Annotated in this window: 23 protein-coding genes and 2 pseudogenes; 7 read left to right on the plus strand and 18 right to left on the minus strand. The window is 60.7% G+C overall.

The window, feature by feature from the left end:
- Position 1: 1 nt before the first annotated feature.
- From dgoD to V6766_RS17915, 6 genes are all read right to left on the minus strand, one after another.
- Positions 2-1,150: a galactonate dehydratase gene (dgoD, locus tag V6766_RS17890; RefSeq protein WP_448468788.1), complete on the minus strand. Its 1,149-nt coding sequence runs from the start codon at positions 1,148-1,150 to the stop codon at positions 2-4.
- A gap of 12 nt (positions 1,151-1,162) precedes the next feature.
- Positions 1,163-2,788: a GMC family oxidoreductase gene (locus V6766_RS17895; RefSeq protein ID WP_448468790.1), complete on the minus strand. Its 1,626-nt coding sequence runs from the start codon at positions 2,786-2,788 to the stop codon at positions 1,163-1,165.
- Positions 2,785-3,672 carry an aldose 1-epimerase gene (locus tag V6766_RS17900; protein WP_448468792.1) on the minus strand — a complete coding sequence of 296 codons (888 nt, stop codon included), beginning with the start codon at positions 3,670-3,672 and terminating at the stop codon, positions 2,785-2,787. Before V6766_RS17900 ends, V6766_RS17895 begins: the two co-directional genes overlap by 4 nt.
- Before the next feature lie 5 nt (positions 3,673-3,677).
- Positions 3,678-4,679, minus strand: a complete 1,002-nt coding sequence (locus tag V6766_RS17905) for an ABC transporter permease (protein WP_448468794.1) — start codon at positions 4,677-4,679, stop codon at positions 3,678-3,680.
- Positions 4,680-4,690: 11 nt separating this feature from the next.
- The gene (locus V6766_RS17910) at positions 4,691-6,217 is read right to left on the minus strand and encodes a sugar ABC transporter ATP-binding protein (protein WP_448468796.1); all 1,527 of its coding nucleotides are present in this window, start codon (positions 6,215-6,217) and stop codon (positions 4,691-4,693) included.
- A gap of 96 nt (positions 6,218-6,313) precedes the next feature.
- Positions 6,314-7,285 (minus strand): substrate-binding domain-containing protein, encoded by a 972-nt coding sequence (locus V6766_RS17915; RefSeq protein WP_448468798.1) that lies wholly within the window; start codon positions 7,283-7,285, stop codon positions 6,314-6,316.
- A gap of 208 nt (positions 7,286-7,493) precedes the next feature.
- Here V6766_RS17915 and V6766_RS17920 point away from each other — a divergent pair, with 208 nt between their 5' ends.
- From V6766_RS17920 to fcl, 6 genes are all read left to right on the plus strand, one after another.
- On the plus strand, positions 7,494-8,267 hold the full coding sequence (locus tag V6766_RS17920) for a FadR/GntR family transcriptional regulator (protein ID WP_448468800.1): 774 nt from the start codon (positions 7,494-7,496) through the stop codon (positions 8,265-8,267).
- A 117-nt stretch (positions 8,268-8,384) separates the two neighbouring features.
- On the plus strand, positions 8,385-9,326 hold the full coding sequence (locus tag V6766_RS17925) for a 2-dehydro-3-deoxygalactonokinase (protein WP_448468802.1): 942 nt from the start codon (positions 8,385-8,387) through the stop codon (positions 9,324-9,326).
- A gap of 5 nt (positions 9,327-9,331) precedes the next feature.
- A complete protein-coding gene (locus V6766_RS17930) occupies positions 9,332-9,952 on the plus strand; it encodes a 2-dehydro-3-deoxy-6-phosphogalactonate aldolase (protein WP_448468900.1) in 621 nt (206 codons plus the stop codon).
- A gap of 206 nt (positions 9,953-10,158) precedes the next feature.
- Positions 10,159-10,512: a hypothetical protein gene (locus V6766_RS17935; protein WP_448468804.1), complete on the plus strand. Its 354-nt coding sequence runs from the start codon at positions 10,159-10,161 to the stop codon at positions 10,510-10,512.
- 279 nt (positions 10,513-10,791) lie between these two features.
- A complete protein-coding gene (gene gmd, locus V6766_RS17940) occupies positions 10,792-11,913 on the plus strand; it encodes a GDP-mannose 4,6-dehydratase (RefSeq protein WP_448468806.1) in 1,122 nt (373 codons plus the stop codon).
- A gap of 101 nt (positions 11,914-12,014) precedes the next feature.
- Positions 12,015-12,968 (plus strand): GDP-L-fucose synthase, encoded by a 954-nt coding sequence (gene fcl / locus V6766_RS17945; protein WP_448468808.1) that lies wholly within the window; start codon positions 12,015-12,017, stop codon positions 12,966-12,968.
- 130 nt (positions 12,969-13,098) lie between these two features.
- On the opposite strand, the pseudogene V6766_RS17950 reads toward fcl, so the two are convergent.
- A pseudogene (locus V6766_RS17950) lies at positions 13,099-13,216 on the minus strand (transposase domain-containing protein); the annotation flags it as partial.
- Here V6766_RS17950 and V6766_RS17955 point away from each other — a divergent pair.
- A pseudogene (locus tag V6766_RS17955) lies at positions 13,217-14,330 on the plus strand (IS256 family transposase); the annotation flags it as partial. It abuts the pseudogene before it with no gap.
- A 313-nt stretch (positions 14,331-14,643) separates the two neighbouring features.
- Here the strand turns inward: V6766_RS17955 and V6766_RS17960 are convergent.
- The 11 genes from V6766_RS17960 to V6766_RS18010 all read right to left on the minus strand — a co-directional run bounded on the left by V6766_RS17960 (position 14,644) and on the right by V6766_RS18010 (position 22,470).
- Positions 14,644-15,048, minus strand: coding sequence for a PAAR-like domain-containing protein (locus tag V6766_RS17960; protein WP_448468810.1), 405 nt, complete (start codon positions 15,046-15,048; stop codon positions 14,644-14,646).
- Positions 15,045-16,130 carry a DUF2169 family type VI secretion system accessory protein gene (locus V6766_RS17965; protein ID WP_448468812.1) on the minus strand — a complete coding sequence of 362 codons (1,086 nt, stop codon included), beginning with the start codon at positions 16,128-16,130 and terminating at the stop codon, positions 15,045-15,047. Before V6766_RS17965 ends, V6766_RS17960 begins: the two co-directional genes overlap by 4 nt.
- A gap of 3 nt (positions 16,131-16,133) precedes the next feature.
- Entirely contained in the window at positions 16,134-17,837 is a 1,704-nt protein-coding gene (locus tag V6766_RS17970; RefSeq protein ID WP_448468814.1) for a hypothetical protein, read from the minus strand.
- Positions 17,827-18,741, minus strand: coding sequence for a hypothetical protein (locus V6766_RS17975; protein ID WP_448468816.1), 915 nt, complete (start codon positions 18,739-18,741; stop codon positions 17,827-17,829). The genes V6766_RS17970 and V6766_RS17975 overlap by 11 nt, the downstream gene beginning before the upstream one ends.
- Positions 18,738-18,899, minus strand: a complete 162-nt coding sequence (locus tag V6766_RS17980) for a hypothetical protein (protein ID WP_448468818.1) — start codon at positions 18,897-18,899, stop codon at positions 18,738-18,740. The genes V6766_RS17975 and V6766_RS17980 overlap by 4 nt, the downstream gene beginning before the upstream one ends.
- Positions 18,889-19,803 (minus strand): hypothetical protein, encoded by a 915-nt coding sequence (locus V6766_RS17985; protein WP_448468820.1) that lies wholly within the window; start codon positions 19,801-19,803, stop codon positions 18,889-18,891. Before V6766_RS17985 ends, V6766_RS17980 begins: the two co-directional genes overlap by 11 nt.
- Positions 19,804-19,815: 12 nt before the next feature.
- Positions 19,816-20,445, minus strand: a complete 630-nt coding sequence (locus tag V6766_RS17990; RefSeq protein ID WP_448468822.1) for a bacteriophage T4 gp5 trimerisation domain-containing protein — start codon at positions 20,443-20,445, stop codon at positions 19,816-19,818.
- Positions 20,405-20,953 (minus strand): hypothetical protein, encoded by a 549-nt coding sequence (locus tag V6766_RS17995; RefSeq protein ID WP_448468824.1) that lies wholly within the window; start codon positions 20,951-20,953, stop codon positions 20,405-20,407. Before V6766_RS17995 ends, V6766_RS17990 begins: the two co-directional genes overlap by 41 nt.
- The gene (locus V6766_RS18000; protein ID WP_448468826.1) at positions 20,953-21,405 is read right to left on the minus strand and encodes a hypothetical protein; all 453 of its coding nucleotides are present in this window, start codon (positions 21,403-21,405) and stop codon (positions 20,953-20,955) included. The genes V6766_RS17995 and V6766_RS18000 overlap by 1 nt, the downstream gene beginning before the upstream one ends.
- A complete protein-coding gene (locus tag V6766_RS18005; protein ID WP_448468828.1) occupies positions 21,402-21,824 on the minus strand; it encodes a hypothetical protein in 423 nt (140 codons plus the stop codon). The genes V6766_RS18000 and V6766_RS18005 overlap by 4 nt, the downstream gene beginning before the upstream one ends.
- Positions 21,825-21,954: 130 nt before the next feature.
- Positions 21,955-22,470, minus strand: coding sequence for an Hcp family type VI secretion system effector (locus V6766_RS18010; protein ID WP_448431218.1), 516 nt, complete (start codon positions 22,468-22,470; stop codon positions 21,955-21,957).
- Positions 22,471-22,556: the final 86 nt, after the last annotated feature.

A 22,556-nucleotide genomic window follows, 5' to 3' on the forward strand; every position in this document is an offset into this window, starting at 1 on the left:
CTCACCACTCGGCGAAACTGCCGTCCGGATGACGCCAGATCGGGTTGCGCCAGTTGTGGCCTTCCCTGGCGCGTTCGATCACATAGGCCTCGTCGATTTCGATGCCCAGCCCCGGCCCCTGCGGTATGCCGACGAAGCCGTCAGCATATTCGAACACGTCCTTGTTCGAAATATAGTCGAGAATATCGTTGGTTTCGTTGTAGTGGATGCCCAGGCTCTGCTCCTGGATGAAGGCGTTGTAGGAGACCGCATCCACCTGAAGGCAGGCGGCAAGCGCGATCGGCCCGAGCGGACAATGCGGCGCAAGCGCCACATCATAGGCCTCCGCCATGGCCGCGATCTTGCGGCATTCGGTAATGCCGCCGGCATGGGACAGATCCGGCTGGATGATATCGACGTAACCGCCCTGGAAAATCGGCTTGTAGTCCCAGCGCGAAAAAAGCCGTTCGCCCAGCGCGATCGGCGTGGAGGAATGGTTCGCGATCTCCTTCAGGGCTTCCGCGTTTTCCGAAAGCACCGGTTCCTCGATGAACATCAGCTTGTAGGGCTCGAGTTCCTTTGCCAGAACCTTGGCCATAGGTTTGTGCACCCGGCCGTGGAAATCGACGCCAATGCCGATATGCGGTCCGACGGCCTCGCGGATGATCGCGATCGTCTCGACCGCCTTTTCCACCTTCTCATGGCTATCGACGATCTGCATTTCCTCGCAGCCATTGAGCTTGATCGCCTTGAAGCCGCGGGCGACCATTTCTTTTGCGTTGGCCGCAACGTCGGACGGACGGTCGCCGCCGATCCAGGAATAGACCTTGATGCGGTCCCTCAACTGGCCGCCGAGGAGCGCATGGACCGGCTGACCGAGCGCCTTTCCCTTGATATCCCACAGCGCCTGGTCGATGCCGGCCAGCGCCGACATGTGGATCGCGCCGCCGCGGTAGAAACCGCCGCGATAAAGCACGGTCCAGTGATCCTCGATCAGGAAGGGGTCCTTGCCGACGAGATAGTCGGCCATCTCATTGACGGCCGCCTGAACGGTGAGCGCGCGCCCTTCCACAACCGGCTCGCCCCAGCCGACAATGCCCTCATCGGTCTCGATCTTCAGGAACAGCCAGCGCGGCGGGGCCAGATAGGTGGTGAGCTTGGTGATCTTCATGACTGGTTCCGATCAGGGAAGTATGAGGTCGGTCGCCTTGGCGGCGGCGGCAAGAACGGCGGCATTGGTATTGCCGCTGACGATGGTCGGCATCAGCGAGGCGTCGATGACCCTGAGGCCCCTTGTGCCCCGGACCTTGAGGCGGCTATCGAGCACGGCTTCCGGATCGCCGTCATGCCCCATCCTGCAGGTGCCGACCGGGTGATAGCCGGTCTTGACTGTGCGCTTGCAGTGCGCCGCGATCGCCTCGTCGCTGGTCACTTCGGCGCCGGGGAAGATTTCCCTGTCGATCAGTTCGCGCATCGGCGAGGCGGCGAGCACGGTGCGGGCGTAGCGGAAACCGGCCATCGTGACCCTCAGGTCATCCGGATGGCTGAATATCTGCGTGTCGACCACCGGATCGGCGAACGGGTCGCTGGAGGACAGCGTCACCGAGCCGCGCGATTTCGGTCTGAGAAGCAGCGAATTGATGGTCACGCCATCGCCCGGATCCGTACCCATGACGTCGCGGTCGAGATAGACGGTCGGCACGCAGAACATCTGGATCGTCGGCCGCTCGTTATTGCCCTCCGGGTCGTGAAAGGCGCAGGTTTCGACCCCCGTGGTGGAGGCCGGGCCGGTCTTGAACAACAGATATTGCAGGCCTGCCTTGATCATCGGCCAGCCGCGATCCTGTCCGTAATAGCCGAACGATCCCTTGGTGGTGGCGACCACCGGACACTCATAATGATCCTGAAGATTGCGCCCGACGCCGGGAAGCGCGAGCTTGACCGCGATGCCGTGACGGCCGAGTTCCTCCTCCGGCCCGATCCCGGACAGCATCAGCAGTTTTGGGGTCTGATACGCGCCAGCCGCAAGGATCACTTCGGTGTCCGCGAAAACGGATTTCCGGTCGCCGCCCTGCACGTAATCGACGCCGACCGCCCGGTCGCCTTCCATGCAGATCGCGGTGACGGTTGCCCCGGTGACGATCGTCAGCAGCGGGTCGTCCATGACGGGGGCCAGAAACGCGTCCACGGCGCTGCAACGCCGGCGCGTCCGCCAATCGATGGTGTGCTGCATGAAGCCGACGCCGAACTGGCTTTCGCCGTTGAAATCCGGGGTATAGGGGATGCCCATGCCTTGCAGGGTTTTGACATAGGTGCGGGTCATCGGGCTGGTGTGGCCGAGATGGGAGACCTTCAGCGGACCGCCGACGCCGTGAAATTCACCGGCGAGATGGTCGTTGTCCTCCTGTGCCTTGAAATAGGGCAGAAGATCGCGGTAGCTCCAGGCATCATCGCCTTGGCCGTCGGCCACCAGTTCGTTCCAGTGGTCGAAATCGGCCGCCTGGCCGCGCATGTAAACCATGGCATTGACCGTGCTGCCGCCACCAAGCACCCTGCCCTGCGGGACGATCGGCCCGCGCCCGTCAAGCTGGGGCTGCGGGGCGGTGCGGTGCATCGCAAGATAGGTATCCTTCGCCAGAAACTTCATATAGCCGGCGGGGAAATGCATGATCGGATTGGCCTTGGCCGGGCCACGCTCCAGAACAAGCACGCTCGCGCCGCACTTCACCAGACCGGCGGCGACCACGCAGGCCGAACTGCCGCCGCCGACGAGGATATAGTCGTACCGTCCTTCGCTCGTCTTGCTCATAGGTCCTGCGCTCCCAGCCAGATGCTGCCCGAGAGTTTCTCGCCGGGCTGAAGAATGCGAAGCCCGCCAAGATCGGGCATGTTGTGACCGTCCGCCAGATGAGACATCGGCTCGAAACAGAAATAGTCCCGCTCGAAATCCGGATCGAAGACGGTATCCGAGACAAAGAGGAAAGCGTGCCGGAACAGCGGTTCCGCTTTCAGGGATAGCTTCGTCGCGCGCTCCGGCCAGGTTATCACTGTTTCGCCGGACCAGTCCTCGAAGCCGTTATTGACCCAGCGGTGCGGCAGGGGCGACGGTTTGCTGAAATCAAGGTCGGCGGGAATATCCCTGGCCTCGCCGGGTAGCCAGCCCTCAACCTCGGTCCAGAACTTCCGGGCGGGCGCTTCGAGCGTGGTTTCCAGCGTCATCGGAAAATAGGGATGCCATCCGAGGCCGAACGGCAACGCTTCGTCTCCCTGGTTCTCGACGCTCATCGTCATCTGCAATTCGCCATCGTCGAGCGAAAAACTCTGCCAGGCCTCGTAGACATAGGGCGTGCCGCCGCCTGCATGGCTGAACCGCATCACCAACCGGTCGGCTTCGTGTTCTTCCAGCGACCATGGCGAAAGCCAGCCCTCGCCATGCAGGTAGTGCGGGTCCCAGTCGGTATTCGCAGTCAGGGCGTAGTGCCGGCCATTGAATGTGAAGCGGTTATCCCGCACCCGGTTGCCGAAGGGCACCAGCGGATAGCAGGAGGATGACAGCGCGTCCGCCCCATTCGGCGCTTCGCGCAGGAGCGGCAGGGGTCCATTCGCACCATCCCGCCAGAAGCCGAGGATCAACCCGCCAGCGGTTGATGCTCGAAGCGAAAGGTCGCCGGACCTGATTTTAACGACCGCCATGCCCCTCACCCCTTGTTGCGGGCCAGGCTGCGCTTGATCGCCTGCATGTTGGCGAGCACGGCGATGACGATGATGAGACCCCGCACAACCTGCTGGAAGAATGGATTGATGCCCAGCAGCACCAGACCGTTGCCGATAAGCGTGATCACCAGCACCCCAAGAAGCGTGCCCAGCATGGAGCCGCGACCACCGGAAAGCGCCGTGCCGCCGACGACCACGGCCGCGATCACGTCAAATTCCAGCCCGCTTGCCGCCGTCGCATTGCCCGAGCCGAGACGCGAGACCAGAAGGATGCCCGAGATCGCCGCCATCGCGCCGCCAATCGCGAAGATCGCGACCCGGATGCGCGCCACGTTGATGCCGCTGAGATAGGCCGCATGGGCATTGCCGCCGATCGCAAACACCGACCGACCGAACGCCGTCTTGCGGCTGACGAAGGCGAACACGGCGAACAGCACGAGCATGATGATCGCCGCCGGCGGGATGCCGAGCACCGAACGGTCGAGCGCGTCCAGCACGTCATTGCGGCCGATCGAAACCGGCAGCGCATCGGTGAAGAACAGCGCCAGCCCGCGCAAGGCGCTCCACATGCCGAGGGTCGCCACGAAGGACGGCACGTCGAAATAGGCGCGCAAGACGCCGGAAATGCCGCCGAGCCCGGCGCCGAGCGCCACCGCCAGCAAGAAGGCGATCGGCGTGGGGAAGCCCCATTGCAGGAGATAGGCGAGCGCCACGGAAATGAACGCGACCATCGGGCCGACGCTGACATCGATTTCGCCGGAGATGATGATGAACGTCATCGCCCAGGCCGCGATACCGATCGTCGCCGCATCCCGCAGGATATTCACCTGATTGTTGAACGACAGAAAACCGTAGGCGGTGGTGCCGAAGATCACGTAGAGCAACGCAATCGCCAGGAACAGGCTGAGCTCGTTGATATGCTTCGAAACGCCGAAACCGCTTTTCTTCTTCGGGGCGGCCGTATCGGCAGCGTTATTATGCGACATCATCGTCTCCGTCAGTGTCCTGAAATGCAGGCCGCCATCAAGGTGTCCTGATCGATGTTGGGTGATTTGAACTCTTCCCGGAGCGCGCCGTCCCTGAGGACGAGCACCCGGTCGCACACCAGCGGCAGTTCCTCGATCTCGCTGGAAACGAAAACGATGCTGCGGCCTTCGGCAGCGAGTTCGCGAATGATTGAATAGATCTGGGCCTTGGCCTCGATATCGACGCCGCGCGTGGGCTCGTCGAGCAGAAGGATGCGACTGCCGGCATAGACCCAGCGGCCGATCACGACCTTCTGCTGGTTGCCGCCCGAAAGCGTGCCGATCGGCGTGTCGGTGCGCGCGGTCTTGATGTGCAGCCGGTCGATGATCCGGCGCGTCGCCTCGGCCATCCGCCGGGCCGAAAGCACGCCATTGACGGTCACGCCCTCAAACCGCGTCGAAAGCGTATTCTCATCGACGCCAAGCAGCGGAACGATGCCCTCTTCCTTGCGGCTCTCCGGCGTATAGCCGAAGCCGAGCTTGATCATCTGTTTGTAGCCGAGCGATGTCACCGGCTTGCCGTTTGCGTAAATCTCGCCCGCCTCGCCGCGACGCACGCCCATGATCGCTTGCAGCAGTTCCGTGCGGCCGGAGCCGAGCAGGCCGGCAATTCCCAGAACCTCGCCCTTCTTCAACGAAAACGATACGGAGGAGAGCTTGGGCGCCACCGCCAGGCCCTTGACCTCCAGCACGGTCTCGGCCTGGCTGGCATCTTCCAGCACGGCGGCTTCAGCGCCTTCCGAACCCAGCATCAGGCGGACGATCTCGCGCGTGTCGGCATTCTGCACATCGACGGTGTCGATGATCCTCCCATCGCGCATGATCGTCGCCGAATGGGCGATCTGGCGGATTTCGTTCATGCGATGGCTGACATAGATGACCGCGATGCCTTCAGCTGCGACGCGCGTCACCGCCGCCATCACCTTTTCGGCTTCGGCTGCCGCCAGCGAGCTTGTCGGCTCGTCGAGGATCACCAGCTTGGGATTGCCGAGCAGCGCCCGTGCGATCTCCAGAAGCTGGCGTTCGGCGGGGCTGAGCGTTGAGACGAGCGTATCGGGCGAAAGATCGAGCCCGAGACGCTGCATCGCCTCTTTGGCTTCGGCGATCATGGCGCGATGGCGGATGACGCCGCCCTGCCGCGGCCAGCGCCCGAGAAACAGGTTCTCGGCAAGCGACATGCCCGGGACCAGGCTGAGCTCCTGATAGACCACCCGCACACCGTGTGAAAACGCCTGCTGGGCGCGGGCGGAACCCGTATGCGTCAGTTCATCGCCATCGATGAAGACGGTTCCGCTATCGGGCACTTCAGCGCCGGTCAGCATGCGGATAAGGGTTGACTTACCGGCGCCGTTCTTGCCGAGAAGCGCACGCACTTCGCCTGGAGCGACCTCGAAATCGGCATTGTCGAGCGCCAGCACGCCGGGGTAACGCCGGGTGCACCCCGTCATGGAGACGAGCGCTGGTGCTTCCGGCCTTTTGATCTGAGATGCAGACGTCATTGCTCTTCCCGTTGATAGCGATGCCGCCGGGTTGCGGCGGCATCGATGTTTGCCTTCAGCGCGCTGCCTCAGCAGCGCGGCAGCGCCGGCCGCCGATCACGGAATACCGTCGGCGTGAGCCTCGAGCCATCCCTTGCCATCTTCCGACGACTTGTAGAGATCGATTTCATAGGGGACTTCGATGCCTTCCGGCGGCGTGCCGTCGATCGACTTGATCGCCTGCGCCAGCGCCAGCTTGCCGAGGCCCTGGCCGGAGATATCGACGACGCCCTTGATGACCGTGAAGTCCGCAAGCTCCTGGGCGATTTCGGTGGTCATGTCGCCGCCGAAGACGACAACCTCGCCTTCCCTGCCCTGCGAACGCACGGCGCGAGCGGCACCCAGCGTCGCACCGCCGGCTTCGCCGAAGAAGGCGTCGATTTCAGGGTTGGAGGTCAGCATGGTGCTGGCAACCGAAACGGCCTTGTCGAGGATCGCGCCTTCCTGATTGGCGACGATCTCGGCGTTCGGCACCTTGGCCATCAGCGCTTCCTCGAAGCCCTCTCTGCGGGTGATGCAGACTTCGACGAATTCGCAGTTCAGGACCGCGATCTTCGGCGTGTCATTGCCTTCCGCGATGAAGTAGTCGGCGGCGGCATCGCCGAGCTTGTAACCGAAATCATGGGGGTCTCCGACGGCATAGGCGGAGATGTATTCCTTCATGTCCTCTTCGTTGAGGCAGGTATTATAGCAGACCACCGGGATGCCGGCGTCATGAGCGCGGCGGATCGCGCGGTAGGAGCCGTCGGCGGACACCGGCGAAACGATGATCGCCTGGACGTCGGCCGAGATCAGCGAGTCGATGAAGGAGGATTCCTTGCTGACATCGCCCTGGGCGTTGGTTTCGACGATGACGAGGTTGCGGCCGGCCTCTTCAGCGCCATCCTGGATGCCTTTGCGCACGCCGGCATAAAAGCCCTGCGCGTCCATGTAGATCGCGCCGACCTTGAGGTCTTCCTGCGCGGATGCGGCTGTCGCACTCGACAATGCGGCGGCGGCCAACAAGGCCGCCTTGATGATGAGCTTCATTGTGCTCCTCCCTGTGGACGTTTTCCCTGCCGGGGGCCACGCCATCCCGGCGGCACGATACTTATAATACGTCGGACCAATGTCAATTATAAATATGATTTATTTTTCAATTTGAATGAGGAGGCTATATCGATCATATTACCGCCAACGAAGCGCCGGCGCGAAAAAGCGCCATGCGCGCCAAGGGGATAAAGTGACAAGCAACGCGATGACTCAGATTTTGACGGAACATGGCGCGCCGATCGCCCAGCGCGGCAAGCGCAGCGTCAGGGAAGCCCTCCTCCATTCGCTCGTCGAGCTGATCGTCAACGGCACGTTTCCCGAGAGCGCTACACTGCCCAATGAAGCAGAACTAACGGAGAGATTCGGGGTCAGCCGCACCAGCCTGCGCGAGGCGATGCAATATCTCTCCGCGCTCGGCATGGTGCGCTCGCGCACCCGCGCCGGGACCATTGTGCTGCCGCGCGAAAACTGGAACTATCTCGACCCCACCGTGCTCGACATCATGCTCTCCGTCGGGGCCGACGATGCCTTTTATTCCTCGCTGATCGACGCCCGGCAACTGCTGGAGCCGGCCGCCGCCGCCCAGGCGGCCGCCAACGCCAATGCGCACCAGCTCTACCAGATCGCGAAGGCTTTCGAGGACATGGTCGAGGCCAATTCCCGCGACAACGAGGAATGGAGCCGCGCCGACCTCGAATTCCACACCGCGATCATCAATGCCAGCGGCAACTGGGTCTATCGTCAGTTCGCCAGCGCCATCCGCGCCGCTCTACTGGCAAGTTTCCGCCTGACGAACCGCGCCAGCCAGTCGCATGAGCAGGCAATCCTCGCCCATCAGGATGTACTGGAGGCCATCAGGATGCGCCGCCCGGATGCCGCGCGCCACGCCATGGAGCAGCTCATCGGCGTCGCCAGAAGCGAGATGACCGACGCGCTGCGCAGAACGCGGATCGCCACCAAAACCCAACAGGTCGATTAGAATCACACAAAAGATCATACATAAATACCAGACTTTTGGCTTGAGCACGGGGCGCAAAAGAAAGCTGATATGACCGTGAACCACGAAATCGTCTGCTACTGAAACGAGACCTGACACATGACCCAAACCGTCTCCGCCATTGTCGACTGGGGCACCAGTTCGCTCCGCGCCACCCTTGTTGCGGCCGATGGCCGCGTGCTGGACAGACGCGAAAGCAAGAATGGCGGCATTCAGTTTGTGGAGGGCGGCGCTTTCGAGGCGGCGCTGATGGCGGCGATTGGCGCTTGGTTTGACGAGCACGGCCCCTTCCCGGTCACCGCCTGCGGCATGATCACCAGCCGCAGCGGCTGGGTTGAGGTGCCGTATGTGGATGCGCCGGCGGGCCTTGCCGAACTCGCCGCGGGCGCGAAACGCGTCACGCTGAAAAACGGCGCGACCATGACCTTCCTGCCAGGCCTGCGCGATCCGGCCGCAAAACCGTTTCCCGACGTCATGCGCGGCGAGGAAACGCAGATCGTCGGCTACGGCCTTCAGGAGGACCGCACGCTGGTGCTGCCCGGCACTCACAGCAAGTGGGCGCGCATCGAAAGCGGCCGCATCGCCGCCTTCCAGACCTATGCCACCGGCGAAATCTATGCCCTTCTCACCCGGCATTCCTTCATTGCCCGCGCCGCTGAGCCCGGCCCCGGCAGCGCGCCAGCCTGGTCGGCCTTCGATCGCGCGGCGGAATTTGCCGCAAGCGACGAGCCCGCCGCCGAAGCCCTGCTTTCGGCAGTCTTCAGCGCCCGCAGCGGCATTCTGGCCGGCACGCTTCAGCCCGAAGAGGTCGGGGATTATGTCTCGGGCCTGCTGATCGCCTCGGAATTCCGGCAGGCGCGCACCGCCGGCTGGCTGCGTCCCGGCGAAGCGATCGGCATCATCGGCAACTCGGCGCTGAGCGAGCGCTACGGGCGCGTCGCGCCGCTTTTCGACCTTGCGATCAAACCCGGCCCGGAGGATGCCGCCACGCTTGGCGTCCAGCGCATCACCGGCAAACTGCCCTCCACGGAACAGGATTGAACATGATGAATTTCACCGAAGCGCTTGAAGCCTGCAATCTGATCGCGATCCTGCGCGGCATCCGGCCCGAGGAAGCGGAGCCGATCGGCGAGGCGCTGATCGAAGCCGGCTGGCGCATCATCGAGGTGCCGCTCAACTCGCCAGAACCGCTCAAGAGCATTGAGAGGCTTCAGGCTCGTTTCGGCGACCGCGCGCTGATCGGCGCGGGCACGGTGCTCACGCCGGCTGAGGTTGCCGATGTGGCCGCCACCGGCGCGCGCGTCATCATCTCGCCCAACGCCAACCCGGCCGTGATCGAAGCGACCGCCGCGCGGGACCTGATCAGCCTGCCGGGCGTCGCCACGCCGACGGAAGCCTTCGCCGCCATCGCCGCTGGCGCGACCGGCATCAAGGCCTTCCCCGCCGAGGCGATTCCTCCATTCGTCATCAAGGCCTGGAAAGCCGTCCTGCCGAAGGACATCCCGGTCTTCGCCGTCGGCGGCGTGACGCCGGACAATATGAAAGCCTATGTCGACGCCGGCGCATCCGGCTTCGGCATCGGCGGTGCGCTCTACAAGCCCGGCGCGGACGTGGCAGCGATTGCGCAGAAGGCGAAGCAGTTCATCGAGGCCATGCATCGGATATGATGCGCGACGCTTTGGCCCTCCACCGAAGGCAACTGCGCGTCGCGCCGCCGGCCGGCAAGGATGTCGCTCCTGCCACATTACCGTCGAGCCAATCGACATGATTGATCACGGCCATATTCCTTTCCCGGGCGCTTGCGCTCACGCCTCAGGTATCGGATATTCGCGGCAATAACCCGCCTGCGGCGGGCGAATTCAGGAGGTGCCAGATGACTGCCCGATTCCGCATTGCCTTTCCCGTGACAGCAATGCTTGCCTTGGCCGGCTGCCAGACGAGCGCGCCGGAAGAGCCGAACGAAATCATGCTCGACCAGGCCGCCCGTGCCGAACTCGGCGCCGCTGACTGCCAGTCCTATGGCGGCCTTCGGGCGACGCGCCGCCTCAACGATGCCGCGGATGCGACCTTCGCAAAAGCGCTCCAGGCGGGCGCGACCGAAGCCGACATCGAAGCAGCCCGCCTGCGTGCACGCCAGCAGGCCGATCAATATCAGACCCTTTACGGCAATCGCGGCGCCTGCGACCGGTTACTGCAATTCCCCGATGGCTACACGCCGCCGAATTGACAGGTGCCGGAGTGTCGCGCCACTGGCGCGGGCGCCAGGCTTCAAAACAGGTCGACAATGTACGGAGCGGGCTTCACATAATCTTCCAGGGAAGGTGAAAACGGCCCGGCTGACATGGCCAAATAGTGAGTGCAATACCGTCAGCGTGGTGTATGCTTCGACGCATCCAGCCTGATCGGCTTCGACGCCGATGGGGCACGAAACATGGGTTACCACTGTCTCGTATCGTAAAATGATTACGGCTAACTTTTTTGTAAAAATCAATTAAAGAGAGAAAAATTGACGAAAACGGCTTTGATCACCGGGGTCACCGGTCAGGATGGCTCCTATCTCACGGAATTCCTTCTCGAAAAAGGTTACGAGGTTCACGGCATCAAGCGTCGCGCCTCGCTGTTCAACACCCACCGCATCGATCATCTCTACGAGGATCCGCACGCTTCCAATGCGCGGCTGAAGCTGCATTACGGCGACCTTTCCGACACGTCGAACCTGACCCGTATCATCAGCGACATCCAGCCGGACGAGGTCTATAACCTCGGTGCGCAATCGCATGTCGCGGTCTCCTTCGAGGCCCCGGAATATACCGCCGATGTCGATGCGATCGGCACGCTGCGGCTCTTGGAGGCAATCCGCTTTCTCGGGCTAGAGAAGAAGACGCGGTTCTACCAGGCGTCCACCTCCGAGCTTTACGGCCTCGTGCAGGAAACCCCGCAGCGCGAGACCACGCCATTCTATCCGCGCTCGCCCTATGCGGCCGCGAAGCTCTATGCCTACTGGATCACCGTCAATTACCGCGAGGCCTACGACATGTATGCCTGCAACGGCATCCTGTTCAACCATGAGAGCCCGCGCCGCGGCGAGACCTTCGTGACCCGCAAGATCACCCGCGGCCTTGCAAACATCGCGCTTGGCCTCGAGTCATGCCTTTATATGGGCAATATAGATTCGCTGCGCGACTGGGGCCATGCGAAGGATTATGTCCGGATGCAGTGGATGATGCTGCAGCAGGAAAGCGCGGAAGACTTCGTGATTGCCACCGGCAAGCAGTATTCCGTGCGCGAATTCATCACCTGGGCTGCCTCGGATCTCGGTATAACGCTTGGCTTTTCCGGTGACGGGATCAGTGAGGTTGGCACGGTGGAAGCCGTGATCGGCGATCTGGCGCCCAATGTGAAACCGGGCGACGTGATCGTCAGGATCGATCCGCGCTATTTCCGCCCCGCCGAGGTCGATACCCTGCTCGGCGATCCCACCAAGGCCAAGGAAAAGTTGGGCTGGGTGCCGGAGATCACCGCCCGCGACATGTGCCGGGAAATGGTGGTCGAGGATCACAAGGCCGCGCGACGTTATGCCCTGCTGAAGGCGCACGGGCTTGACCTGCCGGTCAGCCTTGAGGGCTGAACCCGCATTCGTGTAGATTCTTTTATTTGACGCGTCGGGTCAAAGAAAACCGCATCGTTCTTTTCATCCGACGCTTTCATTTCGAAACGAAAGACAGTTTCATGACCTTCGATATCGCACAGAAGAGAATCTGGGTCGCCGGCCATCGCGGCATGGTTGGCGCTGCCGTCGTCCGCCGCCTGGAGCGCGAAAACTGCGAGGTGATCACCGCCGGGCGCGACACCGTCGACCTGAAGCGGCAGACCGAGGTCGAGGCGTTCGTGGCCGACGCTAAGCCCGATGCTGTGGTGATGGCTGCGGCGAAGGTCGGCGGCATTCTTGCCAACGACAGCTATCCGGCGGATTTTCTCTATGACAACCTGATGATCGAGGCGAACATTTTCGAGGCCGCGCACCGGAACGGCGTCAACCGCTTCCTGTTTCTCGGTTCGTCCTGCATCTATCCGAAATTCGCCGAACAACCGATCCGCGAGGATTCCCTGCTTACCGGCCCGCTGGAGCCGACCAATGAATGGTATGCGATCGCCAAGATCGCCGGCATCAAGCTCGCCCAGGCCTATCGCCGGCAGCATGGCCGCGACTATATCTCGGCGATGCCGACCAATCTCTATGGCCCGGGCGACAATTACGACCTGAATTCGAGCCATGTCATGCCGGCGCTGATCCGCAAGGCGCATGAGGCCAAGGCCTCCGGCGCGAAGGAGATCGTGGTATGGGGCACGGGCACGCCGCTGCGCGAATTCCTCCATGCCGACGACTGCGCCGACGCTCTGGTCTTCCTGCTGAAGAATTATTCCGGGGAAGAGCACGTCAATGTCGGCTCCGGCACGGATATCTCGATCCTCGACCTGACGAAGCTGGTCTGCAAGGTGGTCGGCTTTGAGGGCGAGATCGTCCACGACCTTTCCAAGCCCGACGGCACGCCGCGCAAGCTGATGAGCGCCGACAAGCTGCGCGGCATGGGCTGGACGCCGAAGATCAGCCTTGAGGACGGTATCCGCGATGCCTATGACGCCTTTCTCGCCGGCAATTTTTCCGAGCGGGCACTCGGCTAGGAAACAGCGCCCGCAAAATCGACGGACCGCTACCTGCCATCGCCGGAAGAGAGTAAGCCTGCAGTAGGGTCGCAGATTAGGCCGCTTGTGCGTTGATGGTCGGCGGTGTCCACCTCCAAGGAAGCAGTTGCTACAGCTTGGCAATCGGGGTGTCCGCAATGCGGCAATCACGTCGGCAAGCCACGCCTGGGGAACAATGTCATTGAGCTTGCCGTCATGATCAATGTGGCCATACAGACTGCACGTTCCGGCTTGCCCAGCGCAACGGCTATCGCGACCGGGACTGGGGTAAGGCAGAAAAGAAAACAATCCAGTGAATCGTTTTCCCGCCGAACCGAGCCGGAACGGTGGAGCTTCGTATTTCAAAGCTGCGCACCGGCAGCTATTTCACGAGCTTCCTCGAACCGCGCCGCATAACCGAGAAGGCTTTGACGACGATTATCCAGGAAGCCTATATCCAGGGCGTTTCAACCCGATCCGCCGATGACCTTGTCAAAGCCATTGGCATGTCAGGCATCTCCAAGAGCCAAGTCTCCCGGCTCTGCAAGGAAATCTATGACAGGGTGAAGGCCTTTCTCGACAGGCCCATCGAGGGAGAATAGACCTACCTGTGGATCAATGCCACCTATCTGAAGGTCCGGCGCGGCGGCGTTCGCAGCGGTGCTCGGACCAGTGGCGCACACGCTGCTCACTGTCTCTGTCGCCGTCATCATCGCGGCGGGCGTGAACACCGACGGCCGGCGTGAGGTGCTCGGCATGGAGATCGGAACCTCAGAAGCCGAGCCGATCTGGACGGGATTCCTTCCGCAACCTGACCAGAGGCGGGCTACGTGGCGTCAGGCTCGTCGTCTCCGATGCCCATGAGGGCATCAAGGCCGCCGTGTCGAAGGTGCTTTGCGCCACCTGGCAGCGCTGCAGGGTCCATTTCATGCGCAACGCGCTCGCCCATGCAGGAAAGAGCGGACGGCGTGTCGTCTCCTCCGCCTTCATTGCCCAGGACACGCCGGATGCGGCGAGCACCCAGTGGCGCAGTGGCGCCGATCAGATCAGCCCGAAAGTGCTCAAGCTCGCCTCGCTCATGGACAGCGCCGAAGAAGACATGCTCGCCTACATGACCTTCGCAGGCAGCATTGGGCCAAGCTTCATTCCACAAACCCGATCGAACGCCTGAACGGCGAGATCAAGCGCCGCACCGAGTTTTTCGGCATATTCCCCGACGATGACGCAATCGTCAGGCTGGTCGGCGCATTGCTGCTCGAGCAGAACGACGAATGGGCCGTCCAGCGGTCCCGCTACATGACACTTGAGACCATCGCAACAATGAGCGATGATCCTCTCATCAGCCTGCCGGCGGCAAGCTGATCCACTCCCGGCCCGCTCCGGAAGGCACGGCGAACGCCGAGGCTACACCACTCCGTGGGACACGATCTTGCCGTTTACTTTGCTCTCCGTCGATCCTGCAATCCATCAAACACGATTTCACTGGTTGCGTTCTACTCCAGAAGCTCCAGGAGCCTCTTGCGTAGCCGACTTACTGTCATGTGCCTGTGTCCGCTTTCCTGTCGATTACGGACAATGTCCGGCTTTCCGTGAAATCACTATCTTTACGGACAAAATCAGCGTAAACCGTCAAACGAACCTTTGATGAACAGCAGGATCGAGTGCGACAGCGCGCTCACGCATCGTCATAATTCAGCTTGCCGAGTGTATTCGACGGCCCGTCGGGGCCGGCGCAGTTCATTTCGTAGACGCAATTGTCCTGCAGCACCTGATGGCCCTCGACCAGAAAACTGGACTTGTTTGATTGCGGCCGGCACCAGCCGACATTGACGCCGGAGGACACCCCGCCGCCGGTGCCCGACTCGTTGCCGGTCACCTTCTCCGTGCGGCTTTCCATGGTGAAGGCCTGATCGCCGCCGAAGCCGGTATTGGAGATCGTCTTCGTGCTCCATTCCAGCTTCGAGACGATCATATAGGGCACCGGCACCATTTTCGGGCCGCGCGGCGTCAGGCAGACGCAGGGCGAAAGGCAGACGATGCTGTTGGACTTGCCCGTATTGCGGGCGGCACTGCGGCTCATGATGTCTCCTTTCTGAGAGCATGCGGCAGAACCTCGATCGCTGTCACATCGTCGGGGTTCTCGATCGCTATTCGCCAGACCAGCGTCATTTGATGTTTGTTCGGGTCCGGGTCGACGATGTCGCAATGGACGGTGTCAAGGCGCATGACAAACCTGCGATCATCCGCGTTGTCATAACGCATGACAGCCTTCAGCCCGCCTTCCGGCAAAGAGAACCGGTAGAGTTCCGGATCATGGCGCATGCCGTGGACGGTGATCTGCTCCATGCCGGTGAGGAACGGCTTGAACTGCATGGCCTGCGGCGCGGCATTCCAGAAGCCGTAATTGTAATCCTCAGGCATGCGCGGATGGCGCTCTCTCAGCCAGGCATCGTCAAACGTGCCGGCGAGCGCAAGCCGCGGCTGCCAGGATTTCGTCAGCGGACCGAGACCGCAAACCGTCATCTCCGCACCTGGAGCCCAGGCGGCGAACTCGCCCGCAAGGCCGATCTGTGGTGCAGGCAGTGCCTCGCCAGCCTCCAGAAGATAATCGCTGACCATGCCGCGCCCGACCGGGTTGAACACATGGGCGTCCTCGGTGTCTTCATCGATCCTCACCGTGCCGCCATAGGCGCGCTCGTAGACGATCGGCACTTGCGTGACCGGCGTCGCATCCGAAAGCCGCCAGCGCTTTCCGCCCATTGCCGTCTCCGGCTCCATTAGCCGCTCGCCGAACACATGAAAGCCATGGCTGCCGATAACCTCGGGCGCCGCGCCATCCTCCGCAGGCCGGGCGATATCGACCCGCACCGGCCAGCTCGTGAGCTGCTTTTCCTCGGGCGAGCGGGCAATGGCGGAAAAGGTCAGGTCGGTTTTCGGCTTGAACGGCGCGATCTCGCTTTCGTATTTCAGCGACGAGACATTCGCCTCGCCGGAAAACACATCCGAGAGCGCCATCCCCGGCTGCGCCTTCGGCAACAACGCGCGTCTGCCCTCGTGGATTTCAAACACCGCCCGCACCACCAGCACCCCCATCTCACTGCCATCCAGATACCAGTGGCGGAAGAACAGGCATGGGAAAGGAAGCGAGATTTCGGGGATCATGGCTCACCTCCCGAGCTGACGGCCCATCTGGTCCAGAGCGTCCTGCACAGAGGGCGCGGTGGGTGGTGCTGCTGCCGGCTCCGGCGGTGGTGGCGCCACTCCGTCATAAGTCGCAATGACATAGTCCATGCCGTGATAGGCAGCAGAGACGCCGCAAAGCGTCTTCAGGAGCTTGATTTCTTTCCATATGTCGGCGGCAAAAGCGACCCTGGAGAAGCCGGGGCTTAGTTCCAGAATTGTTTTGGCGGCACTCACCGCATTACTGTCGGACAAAGCCTCCAGGCCTTCTTCAATGCCCTTTGCAACCCGCCCCCCTATCGACTTGTCGGGCGAATAGACGGGTAGATAGTCTTTTTTGCTGTCGGATGACAAAGCCCCCACACCGGCCAATTTCATCCATTCAGGAATGCGGGCCGCAAGAGTGGTCAATGCCTGCATGAAGGAGGCGGAGCTGTTCATAATGCTGTCGATTTCATTGAGATAGCGGAAATCGCTGGCGGTCACGCCCGGCAGAACCGTCTGCTCGGCGATCGGCCAGACTTTCGGCAGCGCGCCGCCTTTGGGCGGAGCCTGCCAGCCCTCGCCACCGGCCGGCCCCGGGCTGATGCCGAGCCTTGGCGCAAAATTGCCCTCCGGCGGCGGGAAGCCGTTGACCTTCGCCTCTGCCTTGGCCCATTTCAGCACCGCACCCAGGATCGGCAGGTCATTCACCCGGGTTTCAATCGTGGTCAGAATCTCATCGCGAACGGCAAAGGCATCGATCGTCGCACTGCCAAGCAAGGCGGGCTCAACCGTCCTGGAGTTGACGCCTGCGGCATTGAAGGTCTGGCAATAGGTGAAGATGCTCTTGGGATTATAATAATCAACTACTGTTGCCGTCGCGCTTGCCAGACCACCGCCCAGAGAATGCCCTGCGATTGTTAACCGTCGATCCTTTCCCGGTTTGATTTTTTCTTTTACGATCGATCTGCCGAACGCCATAGCGTTCTCATATTGCTGACTTTTTACTCCCAGGCCTTGCTCGATATTCGTAGCCCAGTCGCCATCCGGTCCGCCGAAAAACTCAAGCGTCACGCGACCCTGATAGGGCACGCCCATCAGGGTGAAATGGCCGGTCTCATCCAACAGCGTCACACTTTCGAAATTTTTCTCGATCAATTGTGCCCGGGTCTTGCCCTTTGTGTCCGGTCCCATTCCAAACACCATATGTCCGCCCGGCAGAATGTCCTTCACCAGCGATTGCAAATCGATCAGCGGGGATGTTCCGGCGGAGGGCGTAAATTCGAATGTCACACAAAGCGCAAAGCCGCGCATGTCGTGGCCGTCGGTTCCGCGAAACACCAGCGTCGGCGGGCAGACATCGGTGGATGAATCGGGGTCGTAGCCTTTCACCTTGTAAAGCCGCGCCACAAGGCCGGTCTTGGTCTGCTGGTCCCGTTTAGCCCATTCTTCCCAGTTTTTATCAGCCTGCGCGATCTTGTCGGGAAAAAGCGTCGTAAACCCGAGTTTCGGCGGCGGGTCCTTGTAGATCAACTGGCAAAGATAGCAGGCCTGCCGCTTACAGTTCTTGGGGTCGGCCTTGCCGGTAACATGTGTCGCATTGGCGGTGTTTTCCCCTTCCGGCGGAGCGGGAACAGGCGGCGGCTTGATATCATCCGCATCAGGAATGGACGGCAATGTGACCTTGTGTGCAGCATCAGTCGGCATTCTCAACCTCCTTCCATGGGATGGGGCCGCCAAAAATGTCCTGCGTATTCTGGTCTGGTGGATAATCTGGATTGCGCTTCAAGATACGCAATGTGATCCTCTGAAGCTCAACGCTGACCTTGTCGCCTCTTTGGTCATACAAAGCTAAATAACCAATAACGTTTTCTAAATTTTTAATGCTGATATTGTTGAAATATCCATCGTCTATAAGCGAATCTATGAACGAAACGCCTTTCATCGCCGCAGCGCTGGCTAGTGTGCTCATCAACGTATCGCCGCGCGAATTTTCTGCCCAAGGATCAGCGCCAGCCTTAAGCAAAATCTTGACGCCCTCATAATTGCCGATAAGCCCAACTTCCTCGATCAGCCACGCGCCTTCCTCATCCGGCCACTGGTAATTCGCTTTGCCGCCATATTTGAGATAGCTCTCGATCATATGGTTTTCGAAATCGAAGCCCTGCACCGGCCCTGAACTTGGTCCCGGCATGGTCAGATAAAAGACGAAGTTCCGGCCCGATCCCTGCGATGGGCGGTCGACGATATAGGGGTCGGCGCCGGCGGCGAGCATGGTGTCGATCGCCTGCAGGTTATGGGCGCCAAGCGCCAGAAACAGCATGGTGATCTCGTCGCCATAGCGCTGGTCGACGCCCTCGGGCAACGCCTTCACGTCCGCCTCTGAAATCGCTTCGCCGCGCTCGATCTTCTGTGCCAGACGATAAGGCTCATCGCCATAGGGCAGGATCAGCCTGTTGGAAAGCGGCGTATCCGGTGAATTGTGAACCATGATCCACTCCGAGATATGATGATATCCCCACCACCCGGCAGGAACGAGAACAACCGCCAGCGCAAGCCATATGGCAAATACGCGCTTCGGCTGACGGTTTGGAGCGAGAGGCCAGATCATGGCATCAACCCGCACGTTTCTGCTGCGGCCTTGCCGGTAACATGCGTCGCATTGGCGGTGTTTTCCCCTTCCGGCGGAGCGGGAACAGGCGGCGGCTTGATATTATCCGCATCGGGAATGGGTGGCACTGCGACCTTGTGTCCAGCATCAGTCGGCATTCTCGACCTCCTTCCACGGGATAGGGCCGCCAAAAATGTCTTGCGTATACCGATCAGGCGGATAGTGAGAATTGCGTTTTAATATTCTTAAGGCCGTTTTCTGTATATCCAGACTGGTTTTATCACCTCGTTGGTGGTATCCACCCAAGAATAACATGACATTCTTTAATTTATGCAAAGGCTCATGATCAAAATAACCTTCATTCAGCATAAAATTGATCAGCGGAAGTGATCCGTCTGGCGTCCACCGCGCAAGAACAGACATTAGAGTGTCTTCATTGTTATCTTGCGCCCAAGGATCAGCGCCAGCCTTAAGCAGGATTTTGACGCCCTTATAATTGCCGATAAGCCCAACTTCCTCGATCAGCCACGCGCCTTCCTCATCCGGCCACTGGTAATTCGCCTTGCCTCCATATTTGAGATAGCTCTCGATCATATGGTTTTCGAAATCGAAGCCCCGCACCGGCCCTGAACTTGGCCCCGGCATGGTGAGGTAGTAGACGAAGTTCCGCCCCGAACCCTGCGATGGACGGTCGACGATATAGGGATCGGCGCCGGCGGCGAGCAGTGTGTCGATCGCCTGCAGGTTATGGGCGCCGAGCGCCAGAAACAGCAGGGTGATCTCGTCGCCATAGCGCTGGTCAACGCCATCGGGCAACGCCTTCACGTCCGCCTCTGAAATCGCTTCGCCGCGCTCTATCTTCTGCGCCAGACGATAAGGCGCATCGCCATAGGGCAGGATCAGCCTGTTGGAAAGCGGCGTATCCGGTGAATTGTGAACCATGATCCACTCCGAGATATGATGATACCCCCACCAACCGGCAGGAACGAGAACAACCGCCAGCGCAAGCCCCGCAGCAATGTAAAATGATCTTCCTGAAAGGCGATGCTTTGCATTTTTCAAGTATCACCCTCCTCAATTTACTTTGACGATATCGGACAGCAACTTGATGATGTCGCTGACATTGTGACTAAGCTTCTTGCCGTTGATCTGGATCGAGCCATCGGAATTCAGCACCATCACGCTATCGCCGCTCTTGAAGAAAATTCGCTTGCCTGCAGTGATGACCAGTTCTTCCCCGACATCGATGTAGTAGCTGTCCTTGACGTTCACGCTCTTGACGTTCTGAACCAGTTGAGAGTGGTTCTTGCCGATACTTTCGACCTTGTTCTTGTCGATGCTCAATTGCATTGTGCCAACGCCCGGCGACATTGCCCCCTTCTCGCCCAGACCATAAGGGACGCCAGGAAGCCCCTGCGTGAGCGTATCTGCACCATTTGGCGTGAACATGCCCTTCTGAGACGGCCCCACGAATAGTTGCATATCGCCCCCGATCACCTCGGCATGATTGTTCTCGACCTCGATGCCCTTGTTGTGGCCGACGGACTGGACCCAGTTGTTGTTGATGCGTTCGGAGTGGTTGTTGTTGGTCTTTTCGTTGCGGTCCTTCTGGGAATGGACAAAGACTTCCTCGTGGTCCTTCTCGTCCTCGAAGCGCAGTTCGTTATAGCCATTTCCCTTGTGGGTCTGGCTCTTGATGGTCACCCGTCAATCTCGAGAAGAAATTGATGATGCCGCCGAGCTCCAGCATGTGCTGGAAGTTCTCGAACTTCCAGCTGACAATGGCGAAGACCGACAGCGCCACCCGCCTGAGATCGAGTACCGTCAGGTGATGGCGGACAAGAAAGCGACGCTCGATCCCAGCGGAAATGCCATGCTTGCCCATCTCTTCGCGAAAGGTGACGGCAAAACCCTTCGCACCGTCGGGAAAGCGGGCATAGCCATCATCGCGCATCGCCTGCAGCACGGATGGTCGGTATCGATAGGCGAGAAAGCCGGGCGGGTAGAAATGGCCGGTCCTGACCTTCGCATACCGGCCACCGGCTTTCACCCGAAGCCAGAGATTGCGGGCGCCGAGCGTTTTGTCTTTCGAGGGTGAGAAGGCGTGACCGAGATCGAGCCAGCCGCAGTTGCAGGTGTAGATCAGGCCTTCATTGGCGGTGCCCAACGCCAGAGAGGCATAGCCTTTGGCGATGTCTTCGAAATTGCTCATCATGGATCCAATGTATAGAGAGTTACCAAAGAGCACTCTTGGCCGGCCAGTTTTGAAGACAAAACAACAGTCATTTGCTGAAATTCATTGTTTGCGCATTGGCCTCCCCAAAAACCATCACCGCCGCCAGAAATGGCACATCCCTTGGCGACCAGAAAACGCCGGTAAAATGCTTCAATTTCAGCTTGCGATGCATAGGAGTTGTATTTGATCGTCCCACTGCCAGGGCTGACATCCATGGCCTCATAGTTGTAGACCGGCGTGTTGCACGGGGCGATGACCGGGATGTCTTTCATGTAGCCTGGAATACCGATGCGGCATCGGAATGTACCGGGCGTTGCATCCACTGCGCCCCCGCCCGTGGCAAACCAGATTACAAAGGCGAAGAACAGCGCCACCGGCACAAACACGATGCCCGATATGATCAAGGGGATTTTGGAGCGTCTTCTCATGATCGACTGCCATCCTTTGACGGCGCTGGCGCCCGTGGCCTTGCTTCCGCCGTTCTTGCTGCGACCACCTCGGGCGATGCCGTAGCAGCGGCAGCCTTGCGGGTCGCGCGGCGTTCGTTTTCGGCAAGCAGCGAATGGTCGGCAAAGCGGTCGAGGAAGCTGATACCGGGGTCGAGTTCATCCGCGGAAGAAGCGGCGTGCACGCGATGCGGCACTGCGCCCCGCCCGCCGATCGCCACCCCGACAACGCCGCGCTCGCCGGAAACATCGAGCGCAGCGCCGGAGGGGACGGCTGCTTCCTGTGCGCTTTCGGCGGTTTCACTGCGGCTACCGCCCGTACGGCGCAGCCGCCCGTGCTGCCAGAGCCCCAGCAGAAAATCGCGGGCTTTTCGGGTTTTTCCGACAGCGTAACGCAACATGTTTGCCTCCTGTCTCGCGGATGCTTTCGCCCCAATAAGGCGCGTATCCACAAAGACAATTACCTATGATTGTGGCTTCAGACGCACCTCCGGAGTCATTCCGCCCCGGAGGTGGCGGTATCTTGCCCGATCAGGCGGCCGGCGCGCGCCAGTCGTCGGAGCCGGATGTGCCCGAGGCCGTATGCTCCCAGGTGATCTTGCGGTAGGAAAGCTCCACCTTCACAAGCTGGGTAAAATCGGCATTCTTCGGGTCCTGGCAATGCGGCAGGGTGCAGTCCATGTCAGTCACCAGCGCATCTTCCAGCGTGGTGGTGAAAAAGTGCTCCTGCTTGCCGGCGGTGTTGGTGCGGTACCATTTGACATCGCATTTGGTCAGCATCTCGCCGGTGCACAGCGCATTATAGAGCAGCGGCACGGCCTTGTTCAGCGTGCAGGTGAACTTGAACGGCGTGTGCACGCGCTGGCCGGCCGGCTGGCCCGACTGCGGATCGCGGGGGATGACGACGGTGTGGTCGATGGCCTGGACCATGACCTCGTCCTCATGGCCTTCCTGCCAGACGTTGCCGACCGAATCCTCGGTAAAGGCCCCTTGCGTGATCGGGCCCTGCGTTGCGCCTTCGATCGTGATATAAGCGGGTGTGGGCATGGGTTACTCCTGCCTGTTGTTGAGGACGTCTGCCGGTGCTGTCGCCAAACATGCAAGATCCGGCAGGCGTCTTCGTTTCATTGTTC

The organism is Martelella sp. AMO21009 (assembly GCF_053484295.1).

Excerpts from the sequence above, each read along its gene's own strand:
- V6766_RS17920 (WP_448468800.1), top strand. The coding sequence starts at position 7,494 with ATGACTCAGATTTTGACGGAACATGGCGCGCCGATCGCCCAGCGCGGC.
- V6766_RS18005 (WP_448468828.1), bottom strand. The coding sequence starts at position 21,824 with ATGTTGCGTTACGCTGTCGGAAAAACCCGAAAAGCCCGCGATTTTCTG.
- V6766_RS17895 (WP_448468790.1), bottom strand. The coding sequence starts at position 2,788 with ATGAGCAAGACGAGCGAAGGACGGTACGACTATATCCTCGTCGGCGGC.
- fcl (WP_448468808.1), top strand. The coding sequence starts at position 12,015 with ATGACCTTCGATATCGCACAGAAGAGAATCTGGGTCGCCGGCCATCGC.
- V6766_RS17980 (WP_448468818.1), bottom strand. The coding sequence starts at position 18,899 with ATGCCGACTGATGCTGGACACAAGGTCGCAGTGCCACCCATTCCCGAT.
- V6766_RS17930 (WP_448468900.1), top strand. The coding sequence starts at position 9,332 with ATGAATTTCACCGAAGCGCTTGAAGCCTGCAATCTGATCGCGATCCTG.
- V6766_RS17935 (WP_448468804.1), top strand. The coding sequence starts at position 10,159 with ATGACTGCCCGATTCCGCATTGCCTTTCCCGTGACAGCAATGCTTGCC.
- V6766_RS17960 (WP_448468810.1), bottom strand. The coding sequence starts at position 15,048 with ATGAGCCGCAGTGCCGCCCGCAATACGGGCAAGTCCAACAGCATCGTC.
- V6766_RS17970 (WP_448468814.1), bottom strand. The coding sequence starts at position 17,837 with ATGCCGACTGATGCTGCACACAAGGTCACATTGCCGTCCATTCCTGAT.
- V6766_RS18010 (WP_448431218.1), bottom strand. The coding sequence starts at position 22,470 with ATGCCCACACCCGCTTATATCACGATCGAAGGCGCAACGCAGGGCCCG.
- V6766_RS17965 (WP_448468812.1), bottom strand. The coding sequence starts at position 16,130 with ATGATCCCCGAAATCTCGCTTCCTTTCCCATGCCTGTTCTTCCGCCAC.
- dgoD (WP_448468788.1), bottom strand. The coding sequence starts at position 1,150 with ATGAAGATCACCAAGCTCACCACCTATCTGGCCCCGCCGCGCTGGCTG.
- V6766_RS17905 (WP_448468794.1), bottom strand. The coding sequence starts at position 4,679 with ATGTCGCATAATAACGCTGCCGATACGGCCGCCCCGAAGAAGAAAAGC.
- V6766_RS18000 (WP_448468826.1), bottom strand. The coding sequence starts at position 21,405 with ATGAGAAGACGCTCCAAAATCCCCTTGATCATATCGGGCATCGTGTTT.
- V6766_RS17975 (WP_448468816.1), bottom strand. The coding sequence starts at position 18,741 with ATGATCTGGCCTCTCGCTCCAAACCGTCAGCCGAAGCGCGTATTTGCC.
- V6766_RS17925 (WP_448468802.1), top strand. The coding sequence starts at position 8,385 with ATGACCCAAACCGTCTCCGCCATTGTCGACTGGGGCACCAGTTCGCTC.
- V6766_RS17900 (WP_448468792.1), bottom strand. The coding sequence starts at position 3,672 with ATGGCGGTCGTTAAAATCAGGTCCGGCGACCTTTCGCTTCGAGCATCA.
- V6766_RS17915 (WP_448468798.1), bottom strand. The coding sequence starts at position 7,285 with ATGAAGCTCATCATCAAGGCGGCCTTGTTGGCCGCCGCCGCATTGTCG.
- V6766_RS17910 (WP_448468796.1), bottom strand. The coding sequence starts at position 6,217 with ATGACGTCTGCATCTCAGATCAAAAGGCCGGAAGCACCAGCGCTCGTC.
- V6766_RS17995 (WP_448468824.1), bottom strand. The coding sequence starts at position 20,953 with ATGAGCAATTTCGAAGACATCGCCAAAGGCTATGCCTCTCTGGCGTTG.